General features: G+C 39.4%; 15 protein-coding genes. 9 read left to right on the top strand and 6 right to left on the bottom strand.

Translation table 11 applies throughout. From position 1 onward, the window contains the following. The first annotated feature begins 112 nt into the window (after positions 1–112). The 3 genes from J4N25_RS15095 (at position 113) to J4N25_RS15085 (ending at position 1,799) form a co-directional block, all read left to right on the top strand. Positions 113–520, top strand: a complete 408-nt coding sequence (locus tag J4N25_RS15095; RefSeq protein ID WP_207420501.1) for an EVE domain-containing protein — start codon at positions 113–115, stop codon at positions 518–520. A gap of 133 nt (positions 521–653) precedes the next feature. Continuing rightward, complete coding sequence (locus J4N25_RS15090; RefSeq protein WP_207420500.1) at positions 654–1,127, top strand: hypothetical protein; 474 nt, start codon at positions 654–656, stop codon at positions 1,125–1,127. 93 nt (positions 1,128–1,220) lie between these two features. Next, entirely contained in the window at positions 1,221–1,799 is a 579-nt protein-coding gene (locus tag J4N25_RS15085; protein ID WP_207420499.1) for a helix-turn-helix domain-containing protein, read from the top strand. Positions 1,800–2,051: 252 nt separating this feature from the next. Here the strand turns inward: J4N25_RS15085 and J4N25_RS15080 are convergent, their stop codons facing one another. From J4N25_RS15080 to J4N25_RS15065, 4 genes are all read right to left on the bottom strand, one after another. Then, entirely contained in the window at positions 2,052–2,903 is an 852-nt protein-coding gene (locus tag J4N25_RS15080; protein ID WP_369410816.1) for an MlaD family protein, read from the bottom strand. 129 nt (positions 2,904–3,032) lie between these two features. Beyond that, positions 3,033–3,803, bottom strand: coding sequence for an ABC transporter ATP-binding protein (locus tag J4N25_RS15075; protein ID WP_207420497.1), 771 nt, complete (start codon positions 3,801–3,803; stop codon positions 3,033–3,035). Continuing rightward, positions 3,803–4,597 carry an MlaE family ABC transporter permease gene (locus J4N25_RS15070; RefSeq protein WP_207420496.1) on the bottom strand — a complete coding sequence of 265 codons (795 nt, stop codon included), beginning with the start codon at positions 4,595–4,597 and terminating at the stop codon, positions 3,803–3,805. The genes J4N25_RS15075 and J4N25_RS15070 overlap by 1 nt, the downstream gene beginning before the upstream one ends. A gap of 189 nt (positions 4,598–4,786) precedes the next feature. Beyond that, on the bottom strand, positions 4,787–6,172 hold the full coding sequence (locus J4N25_RS15065) for a DUF4142 domain-containing protein (protein WP_207420495.1): 1,386 nt from the start codon (positions 6,170–6,172) through the stop codon (positions 4,787–4,789). Between the two features lie 441 nt (positions 6,173–6,613). On the opposite strand from J4N25_RS15065, the gene J4N25_RS27025 reads away from it, so the two are divergent. Further along, positions 6,614–7,267 carry a M23 family metallopeptidase gene (locus J4N25_RS27025; protein WP_207420494.1) on the top strand — a complete coding sequence of 218 codons (654 nt, stop codon included), beginning with the start codon at positions 6,614–6,616 and terminating at the stop codon, positions 7,265–7,267. Positions 7,268–7,276: 9 nt separating this feature from the next. Here the strand turns inward: J4N25_RS27025 and pncA are convergent, their stop codons facing one another. Then, the gene (gene pncA / locus J4N25_RS15055) at positions 7,277–7,882 is read right to left on the bottom strand and encodes a bifunctional nicotinamidase/pyrazinamidase (protein WP_207420493.1); all 606 of its coding nucleotides are present in this window, start codon (positions 7,880–7,882) and stop codon (positions 7,277–7,279) included. 10 nt (positions 7,883–7,892) lie between these two features. Further along, positions 7,893–8,702, bottom strand: a complete 810-nt coding sequence (locus J4N25_RS15050) for a glycosyltransferase family 2 protein (protein ID WP_207420492.1) — start codon at positions 8,700–8,702, stop codon at positions 7,893–7,895. A gap of 212 nt (positions 8,703–8,914) precedes the next feature. On the opposite strand from J4N25_RS15050, the gene J4N25_RS15045 reads away from it, so the two are divergent. The 5 genes from J4N25_RS15045 to porN all read left to right on the top strand — a co-directional run bounded on the left by J4N25_RS15045 (position 8,915) and on the right by porN (position 13,834). Then, positions 8,915–9,355: a nuclear transport factor 2 family protein gene (locus J4N25_RS15045; protein WP_207420491.1), complete on the top strand. Its 441-nt coding sequence runs from the start codon at positions 8,915–8,917 to the stop codon at positions 9,353–9,355. Positions 9,356–9,558: 203 nt separating this feature from the next. Further along, complete coding sequence (locus J4N25_RS15040; protein ID WP_207420490.1) at positions 9,559–10,506, top strand: D-2-hydroxyacid dehydrogenase; 948 nt, start codon at positions 9,559–9,561, stop codon at positions 10,504–10,506. A gap of 18 nt (positions 10,507–10,524) precedes the next feature. After that, positions 10,525–11,082, top strand: a complete 558-nt coding sequence (locus tag J4N25_RS15035) for an acyl-CoA thioesterase (protein WP_207420489.1) — start codon at positions 10,525–10,527, stop codon at positions 11,080–11,082. 350 nt (positions 11,083–11,432) lie between these two features. Then, positions 11,433–12,923 (top strand): T9SS ring complex lipoprotein PorK/GldK, encoded by a 1,491-nt coding sequence (porK, locus tag J4N25_RS15030; protein ID WP_207420488.1) that lies wholly within the window; start codon positions 11,433–11,435, stop codon positions 12,921–12,923. A 29-nt stretch (positions 12,924–12,952) separates the two neighbouring features. Beyond that, a complete protein-coding gene (gene porN / locus J4N25_RS15025; RefSeq protein ID WP_207420487.1) occupies positions 12,953–13,834 on the top strand; it encodes a type IX secretion system ring subunit PorN/GldN in 882 nt (293 codons plus the stop codon). Positions 13,835–13,892: the final 58 nt, after the last annotated feature.

The following is a 13,892-nucleotide window of genomic DNA, read 5'->3' as shown; positions in this document are numbered from 1 at the left end:
CGCTATCTCCAATCCCCTTATCATCGAATTCTTTCTAATTTATTAGTTTTGTCCCTCAATGATTAAATTTTAAAGAGGAGATGTTTTAATCTTCTAATTATAAAAAACACACATGAACTACTTTTTGGTTAAGTCAGAGCCATTCAAATACAGCTGGGAAAAATTTAATGAAGATGGTCGTACCTTCTGGGATGGAGTGAGAAACTACCAGGCGAGAAACAATTTAAAGGCAATGAAAGAAGGCGATCTGGTGCTTTTTTATCATTCTAACGAAGGAAAGGCCGTAGTGGGTGTGGCGAAAGTAGTAAAGGAATTTTATCAGGATCCAACTACAGAGGATCCAAACTGGGTAGTTGTAGACCTTTCGCCTGTAGAAACACTGAAAAGGCCTGTTACACTTGAAGAGATAAAGGCAGATGAAATGCTTGCTAATATCGGTCTCGTAAAGCAAGGTAGGCTTTCTGTAATGACTATGAAGAAAGAAGAGTTCGACCGTATTCTGGAACTTTCCAGTAGATAGAATAAGATGAGGGGAAAACCCTCACTACTTGTTATACTATTCCGTTTTCCGCTTATTTAGAAAGGGATAAAATTGTGTTTTCTACGAACAATAAGTATAAAAACAGCTTTTATATTTATATAAACCAGTATTTATGAAAACACACACAACACAATCTTCAGCTTTATTATTAATGTTATTCATCCTTTTGGCCCTGGCATCTTGTAAGAAAGATGAGCAGCTGGAAGTGCTTAATCCTGGGATGAGTTTTATTGTAAACGGTACTGCAAAATCTGCAACCGGCTCTGAAAATGTTTATGCCACTAAAGGTGATGGAAACACGATAACCATTACCGCCAAACTTACTGCAACCAATGAGCTAATTACTTTTGTGATACCTGGAATAAGAGGGAAAGGTGAATTTCCAATTACGAAAAGCGCGGAAGCTACTTACGTTAACGGGCCTGTTCCTGCTGCAAACCGGCATCTCGCTAACTCCGGAACTATTAGAATTACTACATTTCAAAGTAACGGTGTAAAGGGAACATTTGAATTCGATAGCTCGAGTTTGACAGGTTCATTAAAAAAGATTACGGAGGGCTCCTTTGAGGCGGAAATTCAGAAGTAGAAATGTAATTGAAAGGATTTCCTGACCGTCATTACAACAAGATGACAGGGATGAAATGGCTCACATGTATTTTTGCTTTATCAGCAGAAACAGATGGAGCTTTATATAAAGAATATGGTTTGCAGGCGATGCGTTCTGACAGTTGACCAAGTATTGTCAGAACTCGACCTGCATTCCTTGTCAACGGAGTTGGGGATAGTTAAGCTAAAAGAGCAGGAACTAACTATGGACAAGCAGGAACAGCTGTCAAAGAAGCTGGAGGGGCTTGGATTTGAGTTGTTGGAGCCTGGTAAATCACGATTAATTGAAAGAATTAAGAATATAATTATCTCGAAAGTTCATCATTCAGAAACGTTAGACCTTAAAGTTAATTGGTCTCAGATAATCTCCTCCGATTTACATCACGACTATAACTATCTAAGTGCCCTGTTTTCCTCTGTGGAAGGGATTACTATCGAGCAGTTTATTATCCGTCAGCGTATCGAAAAAGCAAAAGAGTTGATTTTATACAAGGAGCTCAATTTAAGTGAAATAGCATTTAAGCTTGGGTATAGTAGTGTACAATATCTTTCAACTCAGTTCAAACAAGTGACAGGTCAAACTCCCTCTCAATTTAAGTCTTCAGTAACCGCCAACTTGCAACGAAAACCCCTTGACTCGGTAGGAGATTAAATTAGTAAAAAAGCCCTGGCCAATATGAGATTGAACAGGGCGTACATCAAATCTAAATTACAAATACACTTTAAACATAGATTCTTTCTTGTTTCCAAGTTTCTATACTCATCTTACCTGGATACCTACCTAGAAAACTAATGCCATAATTGTGTTTTTGTAGAAATTGATATAATTCCTGTATACGGTTCATTATAACTAAGACACATACCCTCTTTTCTATGTGGAAAATTTCGGCAGTATGTACCATTATTATTTCTTTTCTTCAGCTTCCCTGGCTTTCCGTTTGAAATATCCCCGGAACAAGAAATTGCTCTGCAGAGCTTTCAGATCTTCGTTTAAATTATAGCTACTGCTCTCAAGGTTTTGAATTATTCTTCTCAGTTGCTCTGTAGTTTGCTGATCGTTCAACAATAATCCTGCAGGGGCATTTGGGTCATTTAATTTTGCCGACGCCGTATTTAAATTAGATGTAATTGCATTGGCAGATTGAGCTGCCTGCTGGAACTCGTAAGATGAATTTCTTAAGCGATTAAATATTACTGTATCACTTACAAGGTTGTTCACTAATCCCTGCTTATTATTAAGAGAATGGCTAAAAGTTCTAAGTTCTGCAGCCATTTTGTTAGTCGCAATAGTTGTTCTTTGAAGATTAGCTACTATGCTTTTTAAATTCTTTGCCATTTCTTCATCAGATAGCAGCGCTCCAGCTGTTCCTTTACCTGAAGCCAGGTTTGAAGAGATGGTTTTGAAGTCGGAGGTGATATCTACCAAGTTGCGGTTGTTCACCTGTAAAGTTTTCATCATCTCGTCAGTAGAAAGCGTTTTATTGACACGTATCCTATCACCATCCTCTATAGCTGGAACTCTTGGGTTTCCTCCATCTATTACGATAATCTTATTTCCGATAAGTCCGTCGGATCCAATACTTGCAGCAGCATCTTTCCGTATATATTGGTGTGCGTTCTCTTCAATGTTCATTGTTACTTCCACCTGGGAAGTACCGTAGAACTGGATCTTTTTGATCGTTCCTATTTTTACCCCGGAAAACCAAACATTATCGCCAGCCTTTAATCCCTGAATATCGTCAAAAACTACCTTCACTAAAAAGCTTTTTACAAAGGCCTTTTTTTGACTGCCCAACGTAAAAACCCCAAGAATAAAAATAAGTAACCCTATAAATATAAATATGCCGACCGTTATTTTTCGTCGCGTCTCTGTTGCTTCCATTGCCTAATGAATAAAATTATAATCGTAAAAAGGTCTTACCCGATTATCTGTTGTGTTAAAAACTTCATCAAATGTTCCCTGTCTTTCGAACCGTCCGTCGAGCAAAATAGTTACCCTGTTACTTACCGTTTTTGCGCACGTTAGGTCATGAGTGATCACAATTGAACTGGTGCGATATTTCTCCTGTACTTCGTTAATTAAATTATTAATGTCCTCTGAGGTGATTGGATCTAACCCGGCGGTGGGCTCGTCATAAAGCATGATTTCAGGTTGAAGAATAAGTGTTCGGGCAATACCAATCCGTTTCCGTTGGCCTCCTGAAAGTTCTGAGGGCATTTGATCTATCGTTTGCATCAGTCCCACTGCGTCTAGTACTTCTTCAACCGCCCTATTTATTTCTACTTTAGACAAGTTCCTCTGATTTCTTACAAGTGGGAATTCAAGGTTCTGACGTACGGTCATACTGTCGTAGAGGGCGCTGTTTTGGAAAGAGAAGCCAACCTTCAACCGAAGGTCTAATAATTCTTTATAAGTTATTTTATCTACTTCTTTTCCGAGTACCTGCACAGAGCCTGAATCTGGTTTCAATAGTCCGACAATTATTTTGATTAGTACAGATTTTCCTGAACCTGACTTTCCCAAAACTACAAGGTTCTCTCCTTTGTGGAGGGTAAGGTCTGCGTTTTTAAGCACCTCCAGATTTCCAAAGAACTTATTTAATCCCTTGATTTGGATGACCTTTTCTTTTGATACAATGTTTTGTGAAAGTTCCATTATCCAGCCCTAAAAATTGAGAAGAATTGAACGGTGATGACTTCTTCAAGGAATACAAGGAACATACCGATAACTACCGCTGAATTAGCGGCTTGACCTACGCCTTCGGTTCCTTTCGAAGAATTATAACCTTGATAACAACCTACGATCCCAATGGTAAAGCCATAAAGAACTGAACGAATGGTTGAAGCTGTGATGTCTAAAAAGGTAATAGACTCAAGAGCTGTTTGAAAAAAGGCTCGTGCACTAGTACCTTCGCTCAGGGAAACATTAAGTAATGCTCCAAGCATACCTACTAAAGCAGTATAGAAAGAGAGTATTGGAATAGTTATCGTTGTTGCCATTACCCGGGTAGCTACTAAAAACTTGAAGGGGTTAGTGGCAGACACTTCCATTGCATCTATTTGTTCGGTTACGCGCATAGAACCAAGTTCTGCTCCAATGCTTGAACCTACCTTACCCGCGGCAATCAGTGCAGTAAGTAGGGGAGCCAGAGTTCGCAACAAGGCAATGGCTACCAAGGATGGGAGCCAGGATGTAGCTCCAAATTCTGCAAGGGAGGGCCGCGATTGCTTTGTGAAAACGATACCAGTTATGAAACCAGTGGTGGAAATCAAAATCAGAGATTGATAACCAATATTATAACACTGATTGATAAGCTCTTTAAATTCATATGGTGGGAGGAAGGCCTCTTTAAAGAACCGGGCAACAAAGGCTCCTACATCTTGTAGTGTTAGGAACATCCTGCTTATCTTTCCCGGACCACTATTCTTTTTCGAAATATTATTCTCCATTAAAAGCTTTTTGACGGAACCTGGTGTGTATTTCCCGGGCTCAGTTGAAATACTCCACATTAAACCAGATATGCCTGTAAATGTTGATTAGGATTTTGAAACCCATTTAAATCCTTTAAGTCCCGCAAAAATGATAAAAAAACAGCCGGAATTATAATTCCGGCTGAGTCTAAAACAGAAAACAAGTGATTATCTGGTCAATCTGTTACTTATTTGCTTCGCATCATATAAATGAGCTCTAAGCTTTGGAAGATTTTTCATAGCAAATGCTCTCACTTCCGCGTCACTTGACTGAGAAGCTGTGGTGAATAGGCTTACCGCCTGCTCATGATCCTGAACCATCATCTGCATGTATTTTCTGTCAAACTCACTTCCTGATAAGTTTTGAAGACTGCTTACATCATTTGAAATAGCACTGCTGCTGGTTGGGCTCATAGAACTCATATCGTGTGCACCTGTAGTTCCCATGTTTTGTTGCAGCGAGGTATTACCCTGAGTTCCTATAGATTGATCTGTAGCACCGGCAGAAGTAGCTGTTCCGGAGTTACTGGTATTTGAGCTTACATTTCCCAAATTTTGATTGCTACTTAGGTTGGTTCCAGAAGTGGTGTTTGTGTTAATTCCCGAACCCTGATTGCCAATGTTCCCTGAAATACTGCCATTTGTGCCACTATTTGTGTTTATACTAGGTGTACTGCTTCCAGAATTTTGATTACCAATTGTTCCGGTTCCTGACATACTTCCCATTGTGCCTGAGCCAGCTCCGACTGCTGTCGTACCTTCTGGGACTGTTACACCTTTGCTTCTGGCCAATGTCGCTAATTTTTGGTGTTGCATAGAATGATCCTTAACCATCATACTTGCAAATGATCTTACCTCAGGGTTACTTGCTTTGGTCTGGGCAAGGCGGCTTAGCTCCATTTCTTTCATACCTGATTGGGCAGCGGTTGAAATAAAGCTAGCAGCTGAAGTTGAGCCTGCTGCTGTGGAGTTCCATGGACCTGGGCTGGTAGAGCTTGAAGGTTTGTTTGTTCCATTAGTGGAAAGATTTCTATCACCCATTGTGCTACCATTAGTCGGAATAGAAGCATTGTTACGGTTATTTAATGACTTGTCTGTAGAAGTTCCAGTACCACTGATAGAATTACTGCCGCCAGCTGCAAGGGTGCTTGTATTGCCCGCTCCAGCCCCTTGAGAACCGGAAATCCCGGTTGCACCATCCATAGTTCCATTTGCGCTACCTGTTGTAGTGACTGAACCGGTTGCGTTGACTGTTGAGTTTGTGGTACTACCCGTTACTTCGGTAGAGCCTGCATAGTTTCCCGTTGAGCTGCCTGTATTCATGGAGCCAGAAACGTTGCCGCCCACGCCTGTTGTACCTGTGTTACTAGTTAATGAGTCCCTCGTAGTACCTGTTGTACCAGTAGTACCTGATGTACCAGTTGATGCAGTATCTGTTCCGGTACCAGAAGTTCCCGTCGAACTTCCTGAGCCAGTCCCGGTCCTTGTTGTCGAACAAGCCGCCATTGCTCCAGCGGCTAAGATAGCCAACGTTAAATTTTTCAAAGTTTTCATAGGTTTCAATGTTAGATGTTAAGTTTTCAAGTTTTATGTCTTCATTACATGTAAGTTAGCAAATAATGTTCCAGTACTTTCGATCTAATTGAATCCCTGTAAACAAAGCGATCTTCCACTGTAGGTGAAGGGATTATCGCACAATTTCGAGTTTGAGAAAATGTAAAAAAACGTATCTTTCGCTTCTTCTTTACGTTTAATTACCAAGTGAGTTTTAGAGTGAGAAAAGATGAACATTCCAATGAGGGGAAGTCATTTAGAAAATTTAGGGGAGGGGTGAAAGCATTTATTTGTCTTTTATTCCCGTTATTTTATATAACCGTTATTCAAGCATCTCCATATAAAATAAAGGAACGCACCAAAATTTATATTAAGGAGACTGGAAGTGATTCTTTGTTATTGAAATTTGACAACGATTTTAATGTCCCGGTTACAATTAAATTGTCAGTTGAACTAGAGAATCTTCAGGCTCCGGTAAAACGAGAAATATCAGCGGTAGTGCCAGCAAAAGCAATTGGTTTTAATTTAAGTGTACTCAAACGCCTGGATCCTACTAAAGATTATCAATGTTTTTATAAGTGGAAAGTGGTATTAGGTGATGTAACTAAAATACCCGACTTTAATTTTGGATACGCTTTACCCTATGCCAAGGGAAGTTCATTCAAGGTATCCCAAGGCCCCGGTGGAGATTTTAGTCATCACGACATGTTTGCCTATGATTTCGTTATGCCTATTGGTACGCCCATTACAGCTGCCAGAGATGGTATTGTTGCCTCGGTTAAATCAGATTCAGGAACTGGCGGTCCATCCCGGGCATTTATAGACGATGCAAATTTTATTTCTATCTATCACTCCGATGGAACTATTGCTAACTATATTCATTTAAATAAAAATGGCTCGCTTGTGAAGGAAGGGCAAATGGTTAAAAAAGGGCAGGTGATAGGGTATTCGGGAAATACAGGGTTCTCAAATGGCCCTCATTTACATTTTGAAATTATTCAACCAACCATCGATACTGAAAAGAATAAATCAATCAGTTTCAACTGGGAACAGAAGCAAAATTCATTGTTGAGCGTAATAAGTAGAAAGCTTTAATGATATTGTTTAAAGTTCATCGCTCGTAATAATTTTTGCACCCCGAACAACAAGGTCCTTCCTGGCTTCTTGAACCCCCTTTGCGTCAATTGCTCTTGTTGCGTCCTCAATAAAAAATGTATCAAATCCAGCAGAGATAGCATCCAGAGCGGTAAAGTAAACGCAATAATCCGCAGCTAAGCCAGCTACATAAATAGATTTAATCTTTCGGTCTTTCAGTAAGCCGGCCAGACCGGTAGATTTCAAATGGCCATTATCATAAAAACCGCTATAGCTGTCAATTTCAGGATCAGTTCCTTTTCGAATGACTACCTCTGATCTTTTCCAATCTATTTCAGATGAGAGTTCAGCTCCATAGCTTCCTTGCACACAGTGGTCTGGCCATAACACCTGGTTCAGGCCCTTAAGTTCAACAGTTTCAAAGGCGACTCTTCCATCATGATTTGAGGCGAAACTTTTGTGACTTGATGGATGCCAGTCTTGAGTTGCCAACACCAGATCAAACTTTTCCTGTATCTTGTTTATAACAGGGATGATCTCATTTCCTGAAGGAACAGCAAGTGAGCCTCCTGGAAGAAAATCATTTTGTACGTCGATAATCAAGAGAGCTTTCATGCATTTAAAATTATCTTCTTAGTATTACCCGCTTAAGGCGCTTCAAAGTACCTTTCCAAAGTCCTCCATCAATTTGAATGCGCCTGTCTGTGGTCCATACTAATGCCTTAATGTTATTTACGTAATAAAGTTTTCCAAAGCCTTTATTTCGCAGCTTTAAGGCCATCCACCCATCTTCATTTGTTCCCGGAGGATGGTTGAAGCTGTCTACTTCCAAGCCTTGAAGCCTTCTGAATCCCGAATTAAAACCATAAACATTTACAGCCTCATCTTTAATATACTTATTCAATTTTCTAGTAAAGTCAGCAAAGTACTCATAGAAGAAGTAGGTTCCACGACCAGTGCTCCCAACTGGAATAAACGAGAAGCGCCCGTACACTGCAGCTACATCATTATTATCGAGAGGCTTAACCATTTCCTCTATCCAGTCTTTTGGATATATAGTGTCGGCATCTGCATTTAATATATATTTTCCTTTCGCTACCGAAAGGCCCATGTTTCTTGCAGGCGTGATTCCCTGAATTGTTTGAAGTACGCAATTTACACCGCAGCTCTTAACCAATGCCTCGGTATCGTCCTTGGAATTATTATTTACTACAATAATTTCTACTGCCCTGGAAGTTTCATTATTACATAATGATGCAAGTGTCTGCACAATATTCTCCTGTTCATTATACGCAGGCATTACGATGGAAACCTCAGGCTGAATACCTTTAGTTAACCTGATATAAGCATTTCTAGTTTCTTCAAAGAAAGCTGGGGAATTTTTATCTGCGTTCCAGAACTTCTGAACGTAAGGGGGGATGGAAACAGGCCTCATTAAAATTTATTGTTCTCGATTAAATGGTGGTCGCAATTATTTTCTAAACTCTTATCGAATAAGGTCTGCTAATATAGTTTAAACTTTATCTTCCATTATAATTCTATAAAGAGAATTATGGTTTTTGAAGCATTTCTATTTTGATTCGCAATTAATACCTTAGCCGAAAGAATTATCCTGTTTACGAAAAGAAACCAATAAGTTTAAAAGAAATGAAAAAATTTTTTTATTCCGTCTTAGTGTTAAGCTTTCTTGTGTTTAAAGCAGATGCACAAACAAAAGCAGAAAAGCAGGTGGCTTCTGCTGTTGAGCAGCTGAAAAAGGCAATGATTGATGGAAAGAAGGAGGATTTGGAAGCGATAGCCTCAGAAGACCTTAGTTATGGACATTCAGGAGGTAAGATCGAAGATAAAACAGCATTTGTAGAAGCAATTGCTAGTGGAAAATCTGATTTCGTGACCATTAACCTTACAGACCAAACTATTAAAGTTTCGGGTAAGACAGCTATTGTGCGTCATAAGCTTGCTGCGCAGACTAATGACGGGGGAAAGCCTGGTAATGTAAATCTTTTTATCCTGCTTGTTTTCTCCAAAGAGCATGGCAAGTGGAAATTGTTAGCGAGGCAAGCTGTCAGACCTCCCGCAACATCTTAAATAGCTAGAAGAGGCCAAGCGAGTATCCAATTGGTATTCCGTTGAGATTTCGTTGGCTTTCTTCCCTTTGACTGCTTTTGTAGTTGAGTTTTATTCCTATTTCAGCAGAAACGACTTCACCAGCCCTCGAAATTTTAGCTTTACAACCATCATAATTTGAAGTTGAAGAAAGATTAATAGCTTTGCTGCAATTCCTATACATTATGAACATTGTTGCAACCGATGGCTTTGCTCTTAATCCTGGTGACTTAAACTGGGATGAGATAAATAAACTTGGAGAAGTTACGATCTATGACAGGACCTCTCCTGATGAGATAGTTCCCCGTTGTTCTTCTGCCGAGATAGTGCTTACTAATAAAGTTGCCTTCTCTCGCGAAACAATAGACCATTTACCAAAGCTCCGGCTTATTTGTGTTCTGGCTACCGGATATAACATCATCGATACAATAGCTGCTGCCGAGAAAGGAATAATTGTTTGCAATGTTCCTGACTATAGCTCATCTGCTGTGGCACAACACACATTTGCCTTTATCCTTGAATTTGCGACTCAGGTGGGTTTGCATTCAACCTCGGTTCATAATGGCGACTGGAGTAGGTGTGCCGACTTTAGTTATTCCTTGTCGCCACTATTTGAGATAAGTGGTAAAACTTTGGGACTGGTCGGATTTGGGAACATAGCCCGTAAGGTTGCAGAAGTTGCGCAAGCCTTTGGTATGAATGTGCTTTACCATACCCCGAGTCCTAAAAATATTACTACTGCTCGATATGTATCTATAGAAGAGCTCTTTTCCGAAAGCGATTTTGTTTCTCTTCACTTACCTTTAAAGCCCGATAACAAGGAGTTTGTTAATATGAACCTTATTTCCAGAATGAAGAAAACAGCGTTTTTTATAAACACAGCCAGAGGGCCCTTGGTAAACGAGCAGGACCTGGCAGATGCTCTTAATTCTGGCATAATTGCCGGTGCAGGGATAGACGTACTTTCGGTTGAGCCGCCTCCGCCACACAACCCTCTTTTAAGTGCAAAGAATTGTTTTATTACCCCTCATAACGCCTGGATGAGTAAAGAGGCCCGGGAGCGGATAATGGAAACAACTTATAAAAACATAAACTCCTTTATCAAAAATTCTCCTATTAACGTTGTAAGTTAATTTCCTAATTTTAAATTGATGACTCCTCTCACAGATTTTCTTCCTGTTAAATATTCAGAAACTGTTTTGGCTGAACTAATGATTCCATCATATGCCAACTTCGGCGGAAAAATTCATGGCGGCCTGATCTTGTCGCTGATGGACAAGGTTGCCTATGTATGCGCAACTAAACACGCCTCCGCTTATTGTGTCACTGCATCGATTGATACTGTAGATTTCAGACAACCTGTTGAAGTTGGAGAATTGGTTACGTTGTTGGCTTCAGTAAATTATGTTGGTTCCAGCTCTATGGTAGTAGGGATAAGAGTTATTTCTGAGAACGTTAAAAATCATACAGTTAAGCATACTAATACAAGCTACTTTACTATGGTTGCTATCGATGAAGATCATAAACCATTAAAGGTACCTGGATTAATACTCGAGAATGAAGAACAATTAAGGCGGTTTGTTGAAGGAAAACGGCGCAAGGAGTTAAAGATCCAACACAAGGAGATTGTAAAGCAGGAGTTGACTTCTGTTCAATGCGAAACAGATAAAATCCTTCTGACAAATGAACGGTGTAAGATCACATTTTAGCGCCGACGAAATAATGCTGGAAAAAAGTTTCTAATAATTATAGAAGATATAGTAGGAGACAAGCACATTTTTATAGTTTTGCGTAAGTTTTAACCTTATGTTTTTTAAATATCACAATTAAGGGGGTAGGGCAATAGTAAGATTGTTTTTCTAGGTATGTCAATTTGAAAAAACGCTAGATTACTCTTCGTTTTTTTTCAAATTAATATTTATTGATCTTATTATTGCCATTTCATTAATAATTACAGATATATTTTTAGTTTGTAATAAATTAAATACTTTTACGGAGCAGATTCTCTGCAAGAAAAGGGTTTGGGAAATTTTCAGTAAAGTTTGGTATATTTTAAAGTATGAATGAGTTCAATCTATCGTTGAAGTCGAAGAGGAACGGGGTGTCGAGAACGAAATTAATTTCAAAGATTTCAGTTTTAGCGGCATTATTAATCGCAGAGACGATTACTTCCTGTAAGTCTGTTGATTTTTATGAGGCTAAACCGGTTTACAGTTCAAGAGGGAAAACAGTATTTCCTCCTCCGGGAATGGTGTATGTGCCTGCTGGTACAGTTATCTACAAGAGTTCCGCTGAGGGGGATAGAAGAGTAAGTTTAAGTCCGTTTTTTATGGACGAAACCGAAGTGACCAATTACCAGTATCGGGATTTTGTAAATTGGGTAGCAGATTCAATTGCAGTTGTTGACATCCTTAAGGATGATAAGTATTTTATCAACGCCAAAAAATCTAAACCTTCAAAGAAAGGCAAAGGAGCCTCTACATCTGCTTCTTCTGCACCAGTATCCAAAGCAATTAATTGGGACAAAGTTAGACCCCATGGAAAAAAGAGTCCACTTTGGCAAAGTCGTGATTCAGAAGTTCAATCGAAGTTACAGGAAGCTAAGCTTGTAATTGAAATAAACGGAAAAAACAGTTTAAATAAAGACATGGTGAAATATGGTTATTATTTCCGCCATGCAGCTGGGCCTAACGCTGATAAATATGTAAAAGAAAGTATCAGTGTTGTACCGGAAACTGATGTTTGGATTAATGATTTTCCTAACTCACAGGTTGAGCTTATGACTGAGAATTACTATCAGACCAAAGCTTTTGACCATTATCCTGTAGTAGGAGTTAGCTGGATGCAAGCAAGAGCGTATTCAAACTGGAGAACAAAAACATCAGCGCTGCTAGTAGCTAAGACAAACAATTCTTTACGTAATTCAGCTTTGAATTTCAGCTTGCCAACAGAAGCTCAATGGCAATATGCAGCATCAGGTGGTGTTGATCCAACAGATAAGGAAGCAATTAGAAAAAATAGCCTCTTAACTTACAAAGACAAGAAATCTAAAAAAGAAAAATTGCTTGTGAACTATAAACAAGGCGAAGGTAACTACACGGATGACGGTTCAACGTTCACATTGCCTGTTAAGTCATATGCTCCTAACAATTTTGGTTTATATAATATGAACGGAAATGTGGCGGAATGGACATTGGATGCTTTCAGTCCTTCAGCTATTGAATTTGTTCACGACTTAAACCCGGTTCTTCAATATGATGCCGATGACAAAGCTCCCGCAGCAATGAAAAGAAAGGTTGTAAGAGGTGGTTCATGGAAAGACAGCGGACAAACTTTGGACGTTGAGTCTAGGAATTATGAGTTACAAGATCGCTCTCACTCATACATTGGCTTCAGATGTGTTATGCCAGCAGTTGAGGTAATTACCGATCAGGTAAGAACTCGTAAAACCAAAGAACTGGTAGAGAAGAGTAAGAAAGGTTCTAAAGGATCGAAATCTTCTGAACCAAAAAAGTCTAAAAAAGGAACTTCAGATAAAAAATCTGCCTAATAAGGCCTAACACAGATAAAGAAATTACTATGATAAAGAAATTTTTACCACTGCTTTTTATTGTTCTAGGAGCGGCTTCTGTGAAAGCGCAAGAGCCACTGGATTCTTTACCTCCGGTAGTAGATGGCTTTCAGGGTATTAGTATACTAGAGAAAGCAGTTCCTTTTGATTATGCAAAAGTGGATCCTGCTAATGTTAAGTTCTACAAAAGGATATGGAGAGATATCGACTTGAGATTGCCAGAAAATAAGGTACTTGCAACACCCGGCTCCGAGTTGATCAATATGCTGCTTACGGGCATTAAGGCTCGTAAAATTGGTGTATATGATCCGTCTGATGATGCTTTCAAAAAAAGGTTAACTACCGAAGAGGCAGAAAGAAGACTTAAGGGAGATAGCGTAACGGTCCCAACTAAATTCGATGATCAGGGAAATGCTATTGAATGGTCTAAAATGGTTAATGATTTTAATCCTGAAAAGATCATTAAGTTTAGAATTAAAGAGGATGTGTTCTACGATAAGCAACGCTCAAAGGTTGAAACAAGGATAGTTGGAATAGCTCCCCTAATGCGTCTTGATGTAGCTGGTTTGGATTCTAATCAAACTGTCCCTGCATTTTGGCTTTATTTTCCACATTGCCGCTACCTGATTGCCTCGAAGGATATCTCTGATCCGGATAATGGAATCCAGGAAATGAGTTTGGATGACTATTTCGTTCAAAGAAAGTTCGCAAGTGTTATTATCAGAGATTCTAACCCTGCAGGCCTTCGGATTGCTGACTACGCAAAAGATGCCGAAGCGCAGCAGAAAGAGGCTCAAAGAATAGAACAAGGTATTCAGGACTACAAAAAGAAAATTTGGTCTGTTACTCCTCCCGAAGCAGCCAAAACAACTGCCAAGGCTAAAGAATAACTATTACTCCTGATAATATTATAGAGGGCAATCTTAAAAGATTGCCCTTTTTTGTTTC

The organism is Desertivirga brevis (assembly GCF_017355835.1).
Note: the sequence above shows the minus strand (reverse complement) of the source record. Positions and strands in the feature narration are given on the sequence as shown.